The following is a 6,336-nucleotide window of genomic DNA, read 5'->3' on the forward strand; positions in this document are numbered from 1 at the left end:
CCTTACGCTTTACGAATATTACAAAGGGTTACTTTCGTTTCCTGCATCAACGTGACAGGGTCGTAACCGTATGTGGTTGCTGTGTTAGCAGCTTCACCAATAACGTAAGGATCAGTGCCTTCTGGGTATTTAGAACGCAAATCTTCGCCTTGGAACTTACCACCGAAGTGGAATGGGATGAACGCCAGACCCGGTTTCACACGACGAGTTACCATCGCTTTCACCTTAATTCGGCCCTTCTCTGCACCCTCAACCCAAACGTCATCGCCATCTTTAAAGCCAATGTCGTTCGCGTCTTTCGGGTTCACTTCAACAAACATCTCTTGTTGAAGCTCTGCTAGCCAAGGGTTAGAACGAGTCTCTTCACCACCACCTTCGTACTCAACCAGACGACCAGAAGTAAGAATAATCGGGTATTCACCAGACTTGTCTTGCTCTTGGATTGACTTGTACAACGTAGGAACACGGAAGATCGCTTCCTTGTCATCCCATGTTGGGTAGTCAGCAACTAGGTCTCGACGTGGTGTGTAAAGTGGTTCACGGTGCAGTGGCACGCGGTCTGGGAATGTCCAAACGATCGCACGCGCTTTCGCGTTACCAAAAGGAATACAACCGTGCTTGATAGCCACGCGTTGAATGCCGCCAGAAACGTCAGTCTTCCAGTTTTTACCTTCAGCAGAGGCTTTCTCTTCTGCTGTTAGGTCATCCCACCAACCCAGTTGTTTCAGTAGTTTGTCACTGAATTCAGGGTAGCCATCTTTGATTTCGCTGCCTTTTGAGTAGCTGTCTTCAGCCAGTAGGCTTTGACCTTCAAACTCGACACCGAAACGAGTACGGAAGTTACCACCACCTTCGGCGACAGGTTTAGACGTATCGTAAAGGATATGCGTACCTGGGTGTTTCATCTCTGGGTTACCCCAACATGGCCAAGGAAGACCGTAAGTCTCGCCATTCGCTGGGCCGCCTTCTGCAGCAAGCGTGGTCTTGTGGAACGTGTGCCAGTTCTGTTGGTGCTCTTTCAAACGCTCTGGGCTTTGACCTGTGTAACCGATCGTCCACATACCTTTGTTGAATTCACGTGTGATGTCTTCAATCAATGGTTGGTTGTTCTCAACACGGATGTTTTTGAACAGTTGATCAGAGAAACCAAGCTTCTTAGAAAGAAGGTACATGATTTCGTGGTCAGGCTTAGATTCGAACAGAGGATCAACCACCTTGTCACGCCACTGTAGAGAACGGTTTGATGCCGTTACACTGCCGTAGGTTTCAAATTGAGTGGTTGCTGGAAGCAAGTAAACGCCGTCAGTACGATCGTTCATTACTGCTGCAACTGTTGGGTATGGGTCAACGATAACCATCATATCCAGCTTCTGCATCGCCTTCTTCATCTCTGGACCACGAGTCTGAGAGTTCACCGCGTGACCCCAGTAGAACATGGCACGGATGTTTTCGCGCTGACGAATCTTGTCTTTGTCTTCAAGTACGCCATCAACCCAACGAGAGACAGGAATACCTGCACTGTTCATTGGTTTTTGACCGCCGTATGCGTTGTCGTCGAAACGTCCTTTGATCCAGTCAAAGTCTACGTCCCAAACTTTCGACCAGTGGCGCCAAGAACCTTCAGATAAGCCGTAGTAACCTGGAAGCGTGTCTGACAGTACGCCAAGGTCAGTTGCGCCTTGTACGTTATCGTGACCACGGAAAATGTTTGCACCGCCACCTGACTTACCGATGTTACCTAGCGCAAGCTCAAGTACACAGTAAGCACGTGTGTTGTTGTTACCAGTCGTGTGCTGAGTACCACCCATACACCAAACGATACAACCTGGACGGTTTTCAGAAAGCAGTTTCGCGGTTTGGTAAACTTCAGACTCAGGAACGCCAGTTACGCGTTCAACTTCAGCTGGGCTCCACTTCGCGACTTCTTCACGGATCTCGTCCATGCCGAATACACGTTGGCGGATGAATTCTTGGTCTTCCCATTTGTTAGCAAAGACATGCCATAACACACCCCAGATAAACGCAACGTCTGAACCTGGGCGAAGAGAAACATAGTGATCAGATTTCGCAGCAGTACGCGTACGACGAGGATCTGCAACAACGATCTTACAGTTGTTCTTCTCTTTCGCGATTAGGATGTGCTGCATCGCAACTGGGTGAGCTTCTGCAGGGTTCGAGCCAATGAACAGCATCGACTTACAGTTGTGCATGTCATTGAACGAGTTTGTCATCGCACCGTAACCCCAAGTGTTTGCAACACCGGCTACTGTGGTTGAGTGACAAATACGCGCTTGGTGGTCAACGTTGTTTGTTCCCCACAAAGACGCCATCTTACGGAATGCGTAAGCTTGCTCGTTGCTGTGTTTTGCACTACCTAGGAAGTAAACCGAATCAGGGCCTGACTCTTTACGAAGTTCTAGCGCTTTGTTACCGATCTCTTCAATCGCTTGTTCCCAAGAAAGCTTCTTCCACTTACCGCCTTCTAATTTCATTGGGTACTTAAGACGACGCTCACCGTGGCCGTGTTCACGCAGAGCTGCACCTTTAGCACAGTGTCCACCAGCGTTGAATGGGTGATCGAATGCAGGCTCTTGACCCGTCCAAACACCGTTTTGAACTTCAGCGTAAATACCACAACCCACAGAACAGTGAGAACAGATAGTACGTTTCACTTCTGTTTTCGCTTCTGGATCGACTGATTTAGCCTGCGCCTTTTTCATCATACCTGGAGCGAATAGACTTGCGCCTACTACCGCGCCACCAGCGGCTAATGAAGTGTTTTTCATGAAGGCACGTCGAGACACACCCAGTTGATTGGTTTCTTTGCTCACACTATCGGAGCGTTTGACAAGTTTCATCCGTTATCTCCTAAAGTGTGTCGTAGTAATCGCGAATGTGTTGCGTTTCACGATAGCCCGTCTTCTTCATGTCTTCTTTCGGCATTTCAACCGTTTCTGAAGCTGTTGCCACTTTCGTTGTACCAGCGACAACCGCACCAGCAACGGCTGCAGTCGTTAAGCCTTTGAGTAAGTCCCTACGGCTTGAGTTTATTTCTTTATTATCTTTCATCATTGCTTCCTTACCTTACGGTAGATCTTTTTGGAGGCTTAATGCCCCTCTATCGATATAATCGCGTACTGCTCGATTACTCGTAATCAGTGACGTTTTTCACATCAATCTTTAATTTATGCTTACTGCTTTTGGTATTAACGCTAAAACGCACTTGCTCTAACGTTAGGAATGCTTCACACAGCTGAGCTGCCGATTTGTAGAAGTTCGCACTTTCTGCACTTTCAAGCTGACGCGTAAAAGAGTTAAACCAAGGGCCAAGGTGCTTATTGAAAACCGCTTGTTGAAGCGCTTCTTCTTCACCGGTTAGCATTGCCATTACTTCACACAATGCAGCAATATGATCTTCTGGCTCTTTTACTTGATCATCACGCTCAATGCCTAAAAGCTCTAAATCATGACGAATTTCTGCCAGTGGTTTTTCCATCATGGCGCCAGTTCTATGCCAAGAACCAAATGGAACAATCTCTCCACGGCCAATGCCAATGAACAGGTCTTGATATTCGTCTTCTAAAGCTTCGCGATTTGATTCCGTTGCCGCTTGTTGAATGGCAATCCAAGCTTTTTGCATTGCGCTCTCAGACGCTTCAATGTCTAGCGTCTTTAGGAAATCAATCACCTCTTCAGAAGGTGCGCTACGAAACAATGCAGAAAGAACCAAATAGATTTCAGTTCTTAGTGTTTGTTCTTGCTCTAGCTTTTGTGCTTGATCTAAATGAGTATCCAATGCCAACTCCTAGTATTTCAGTTGTTTCAATGGGTCTTGAGCCATCGAATCAAACATATCTATCACGCGGCAGTCTTCACACATCGCAATACGATTGATTGCTGATTCGTCTGAAAAGTGAGAGTGACCGCGTAACTTATTTTGTAACATGTCAATCATAGACTGCGGTGCGAATGGCTTATGACAACGAATACATTCCGCTGCTTTCTCTTCATGAATTACAACAGCCTTCTGACGTTCTTCTTTCACCCAGTTCATGCGAGGCGTTAGAGTCAGAACATTTTCAGGACACGCCTTTTCACACAGACCACATTGAATACAGTCTTGTTCTACAAACTTAAGTGATGGAGATGCGCCGTCGGTATGAAGAGCGCGCGTAGGACAAACCGCCACACAACTCATACACAAAGTACAATCTTTGCTTTCACACGAAACCGTGCCATAGGGTGCATTTGATGGAAGCTCAACAATGTTCTCAACAGGAATGCGAGATGAAGACATAGCATCAAGTGCTGTGAATAGGCGTTGACGTTTATTGCCTTGAAGATCGCCAAGTGCAAGATCGAATGAATCAACACACAGAGTTGGAGGACCTTCACGTAGAGATTCTAAATACAGGATATCGATGGTTTCTTTTGGAACACCGATTTGGTCGAGTAACTCTTGAGCGATCCCTACTTCGTTATTCAGAACACGAATGATGGTTTCTGGCATGAAACGAGAAGCAGCAAACAGAACCTGAGTTGCGCCATTCACTAACGCTGCAAACCAAGTATCGATACCAATAGAAGGCAGTTCTTCAACAACGATTGGAATCACGTTATCTGGCAGTGCTTTTAGCGCCATCACATTGTAAGTCTCATGACGAGAGCTACAGATAAGTACGATTGGATCCAGACCGCCCGCTTGCTCATAGTTCGCTAGCGTACGTTCAATAAACTTTTGAGTATCGTCAGGATTTGGAAGCGCATAGGTAATCGCTTCTGTAGGACAGCTAGTTGCACAAGTACCAACGCCTTGACATAGGTAAGGGTTAATCTCAATCTTGTGACCAGTCTTATCCGAGCCTTCACTTGATAATGCGCCAGCAGGACAAGCATCGACACAACGCTCACAGCCTTTTACGCCACGAGAACTGTGCGCACAAAGGTCAGTGTCTAGACGGAAGAATTTAGGCTTATCAAATGTGCCCATTAGCGTAGGAATTTCTTCTAACGCTTCAGCCAGCTTTGGATAGCCGCGGCCTACTGGGTAATAACCCGGTACAGGTACTTCTTCTGTCATGCAGCTATTCAGACATAGGTCTAAAACAACATCGAAACAATCGTGATTAATCGCGACTTTCGCTAGGTTGCTTGATGTGCCTTTGTTTTCGATCACAACTTCAAACGTGCCAAGGAAACCGGATACTTGAACCGAATTCGCGAAGTACAGTTCTGGGTTTGTGCCCTTTTCGCCATCTGTTGACAATAAGGTTAGGCTCGTCAATTGAGGTAATTGAGCCGCAGCACTTTCAATGATCGCAGTTGGACCAATAACAAGTGTATTACCGCCGCTTTCGTAGCTAACAGTAGGTGGAATCAGATTTGTTAACTCAACTGTATTTTCAAATGCATACAGTCTTGCTTTAGCGTTATTTGAAGTTGCTTGTTCTAATAATTGTTTAAGCATTGCTCAGTTCCATCTTTGGACATGGATAATCTGTTCAACCTTCATTGTAGTAAGCGATAGAGAACTTGCTGAGTAATCCGTTAACAACTAACCCTTTAGCCAGTGTGTCGTTGGTCAGACCGTGAACTCGTCTATCTACAAAAAAGTTGATAATGAACGTTATTTAGCAAATGCCATGCCAATTTAATATGCCTTATATATCAGTAATTTAGTCCTTTATAACGTTTATTGTGCGTATGAAAAAACCGCTTGGGACATTTTGTCGCAAGCGGTTCATTGAGTGTTTAGTCAAAATGTACCTATTCTTTGTGTGGTATATTTTGTCCCATCTCTTTCAGGTCAGCTTCGTCTGACATTGTAGCGTTATTACCTGATACTGTGTTTTTATACAGCTCTTTTTCTTGTTCGGTTATTTCGGCACTTTCTGACGTTTCAAATTCATTATCAGATACCTCAAGATCGCTTTCAGAATTTTCTAAAACTTCATCTTCGTCTTTATTATCAATAAGTTGCTCTTCTTCTGGCGCAGTTTCTTCTTCCGTTTTGTCTTTAACCCAATCACGCAAGGTTTCCGCCACCCCTTCAGAAAGAGACTTCAAATTACTGTAATCGTCGTCGTAATCATCTAAACCATCACGAACGTTGAACTCTTCTGAGAGAAATAATTTACGCAATGCCGCTTTTTTTACGCTCTCTGATGCTTCTGACACCAATAATTGAGCAACAGACAAGTCTTCAGTCGTTTCTGATGCTATCTCCTGAGAGTCAATAGCTTGAGAATCGACAGCGTGAGCGTCTTCATTGTGTTCTGAAGACTCATTTTCTAAAGTCCCACGTTCTTGTGACTCCGATGCTTCTGCGTCTACAGA

At 45.4% G+C, this 6,336-nt stretch carries 5 protein-coding genes; all 5 read right to left on the bottom strand.

Going from position 1 to position 6,336, the window contains the following annotated elements; genetic code table 11:
* Positions 1 to 2: 2 nt before the first annotated feature.
* A complete protein-coding gene (locus IQQ51_RS13325) occupies positions 3 to 2,858 on the bottom strand; it encodes a formate dehydrogenase subunit alpha (RefSeq protein ID WP_193841316.1) in 2,856 nt (951 codons plus the stop codon).
* A 10-nt stretch (positions 2,859 to 2,868) separates the two neighbouring features.
* Positions 2,869 to 3,069: a twin-arginine translocation signal domain-containing protein gene (locus IQQ51_RS13330; protein WP_048610996.1), complete on the bottom strand. Its 201-nt coding sequence runs from the start codon at positions 3,067 to 3,069 to the stop codon at positions 2,869 to 2,871.
* A gap of 76 nt (positions 3,070 to 3,145) precedes the next feature.
* Positions 3,146 to 3,796 (bottom strand): TorD/DmsD family molecular chaperone, encoded by a 651-nt coding sequence (locus tag IQQ51_RS13335; RefSeq protein ID WP_048612076.1) that lies wholly within the window; start codon positions 3,794 to 3,796, stop codon positions 3,146 to 3,148.
* Positions 3,797 to 3,805: 9 nt separating this feature from the next.
* The gene (locus IQQ51_RS13340; RefSeq protein ID WP_050634332.1) at positions 3,806 to 5,467 is read right to left on the bottom strand and encodes a 4Fe-4S dicluster domain-containing protein; all 1,662 of its coding nucleotides are present in this window, start codon (positions 5,465 to 5,467) and stop codon (positions 3,806 to 3,808) included.
* Between the two features lie 299 nt (positions 5,468 to 5,766).
* Positions 5,767 to 6,336, bottom strand: a 570-nt coding sequence (locus tag IQQ51_RS13345; RefSeq protein ID WP_228012855.1) for a DUF3306 domain-containing protein, incomplete at its 5' end; no start/stop codon positions are given.

Source organism: Vibrio sp. OPT18 (genome assembly GCF_015163615.1).
GTDB classification, from domain to species: Bacteria; Pseudomonadota; Gammaproteobacteria; order Enterobacterales; family Vibrionaceae; genus Vibrio; species Vibrio coralliirubri.

Excerpts from the sequence above, each read along its gene's own strand:
- IQQ51_RS13325 (WP_193841316.1), bottom strand. The coding sequence starts at position 2,858 with ATGAAACTTGTCAAACGCTCCGATAGTGTGAGCAAAGAAACCAATCAA.
- IQQ51_RS13330 (WP_048610996.1), bottom strand. The coding sequence starts at position 3,069 with ATGAAAGATAATAAAGAAATAAACTCAAGCCGTAGGGACTTACTCAAA.
- IQQ51_RS13340 (WP_050634332.1), bottom strand. The coding sequence starts at position 5,467 with ATGCTTAAACAATTATTAGAACAAGCAACTTCAAATAACGCTAAAGCA.